Source organism: Mesorhizobium sp. M7A.F.Ca.US.006.04.2.1 (genome assembly GCF_004022915.1).
Lineage (GTDB): Bacteria > Pseudomonadota > Alphaproteobacteria > Rhizobiales > Rhizobiaceae > Mesorhizobium > Mesorhizobium ciceri.
On the sequence record NZ_RZQA01001094.1, the window covers coordinates 1 to 1759 of the forward strand.

At 65.0% G+C, this 1759-nt stretch carries 3 protein-coding genes; 2 read left to right on the forward strand and 1 reads right to left on the reverse strand.

Going from position 1 to position 1759, the window contains the following annotated elements; all coding sequences use genetic code 11:
* On the forward strand, positions 1–147 hold a 147-nt coding region (locus EN925_RS41165; protein WP_348630385.1), incomplete at its 5' end, for a GNAT family N-acetyltransferase.
* Positions 148–322: 175 nt separating this feature from the next.
* The gene (locus EN925_RS34615; RefSeq protein WP_206524262.1) at positions 323–1522 is read left to right on the forward strand and encodes a PLP-dependent aminotransferase family protein; all 1200 of its coding nucleotides are present in this window, start codon (positions 323–325) and stop codon (positions 1520–1522) included.
* Here EN925_RS34615 and EN925_RS34620 read toward each other — a convergent pair.
* Positions 1499–1759 (reverse strand): hypothetical protein (locus tag EN925_RS34620; protein ID WP_128337307.1); only part of this gene is annotated, 261 nt, incomplete at its 5' end. The genes EN925_RS34615 and EN925_RS34620 overlap by 24 nt on opposite strands.

Consider the following 1759-nt stretch of genomic DNA (forward strand, 5'->3'; position numbering starts at 1 on the left):
ATGATCGAATGGGCGATCGACGCGTGCCGCGCGCGCGGCTGCGGCCTCGTTCAACTGACCACCGACAAAGGGCGGGCGGACGCGCATCGTTTTTACGAAAGCCTCGGCTTCACCGGCAGCCATCTCGGCTACAAGAAGAGCCTTTAGGCGGTCGGAAAACGCTGCAACACTTTTGTGGAACTGCTCGCGGCGTTCGAGCAGTGCGCCAGTGCTGGCGCATTCGGGAAACCGTTCAGGCACACTTCAATTCGCGGCCAAGAGGGGATATAGGTCAGTCAAGTTGACCTATATTGCAGCGTCGGGGAGGCGTGCCGTGACCCTTATGAACCTGTTGGCTTCGCGCTCGTCGCGCATGAAAGCGTCCGAAATCCGCGAGCTGCTGAAGCTGCTCGACCAGCCGGACATCATCTCGTTTGCCGGCGGTATTCCCGATCCGGCGCTGTTCCCAGCCGAGGCGATCCGCGACGCCTATGCCGATGTGCTGGGTGGCGCCGAGGCGGGCGCTGCGCTGCAGTACCAGGTCTCGGAAGGCTATCTGCCGTTGCGGCGCTGGCTCGCCGGGCAGATGGGCAAGCTCGGCGTCGCCTGCGACGAGGCCAACATCTTCATCACCTCCGGCTCGCAGCAGGCGCTGGATTATCTCGGCAAGCTGTTCCTGTCGCCGGGCGACACCGCGCTGGTGACGTGGCCGACCTATCTCGGCGCGCTGCAGGCTTTCAACGCCTATGAGCCGCGCTACGACCGGCTGACCCCGGCCGGCGGCAACATGACGCCCGATGCCTATCGCGCGGCGGCGGCCGCCAATGGCGGCAAGGCCAAATTCGCCTATCTGGTGCCGGATTTCGCCAACCCGACCGGCAACACGCTGAACCGTGAGCAGCGCGAGGCGGTGCTCGACCTTGCCGGCGAACTCGACATCGCCGTCCTCGAGGATGCCGCTTACCGCGCGCTGCGCTATGACGGCGATGGCGAGCCGCCGATCCTGGCGCTCGATTGTGCCCGGTCCGGCGGCATCGACAAGGCGCGCACGCTCTATTGCGGCTCGTTCTCGAAGATCCTGTCGCCGGGCATGCGGGTCGGCTGGGTGTGCGCGCCGCGCCACATTGTCGAGAAGCTGGTGCTGATGAAGCAGGCTTCGGACCTGCACAGCCCGTCGATCAACCAGGTGGTGATGCATCGCGTCGCCGAAGCCGTGTTCGAAGGCCAGGTGGAAAAACTCATCGACGCCTATCGCGAGCGCCGCGACGGGCTGCTCTCGGCACTGGAAGCCCACATGCCCGAAGGCGTGACCTGGAGCCGCCCGGAAGGCGGCATGTTCGTCTGGGTGACACTGCCGGAAGGGGCCGACGCCACCGAGCTTCTGGCTCGGTCGGTGAAGGAAGCGCGGGTCGCCTTCGTGCCGGGCAACGCCTTTTATGCCGATGGCACCGGGCGCAACACGCTGCGGCTGTCCTTCACGCTCGCCGACCGGCGCGCGGTGAGCGAAGGCATTCCAAGGCTAGCCGCCATCCTGAAGGGATAGGCCGGCGCTGGAAGCCGGCTTTTCCTCCGCCGTTACAGTCACCAGCCGCTCAAGCTTTGAAAGCCTGGTGCGAGCGAGCTTGCGGACCGGCCTTTCGAAACCTTCTTCGCCGTTTTCGACGACGAAGACCAAGGTCATGAAATCGAGCATGAATTCGTCGATGGCTGCCGCGACCTCGCGCGACCTGCCCTTGAACCGGCGCAGCAGAGCGGTTGCTTCCTCGATATCGTCGAGACC

What these genes read in the sequence shown, in the direction of transcription:
- EN925_RS34615 (WP_206524262.1), top strand. Translation starts at nt 323, where the DNA reads ATGAACCTGTTGGCTTCGCGCTCGTCGCGCATGAAAGCGTCCGAAATC.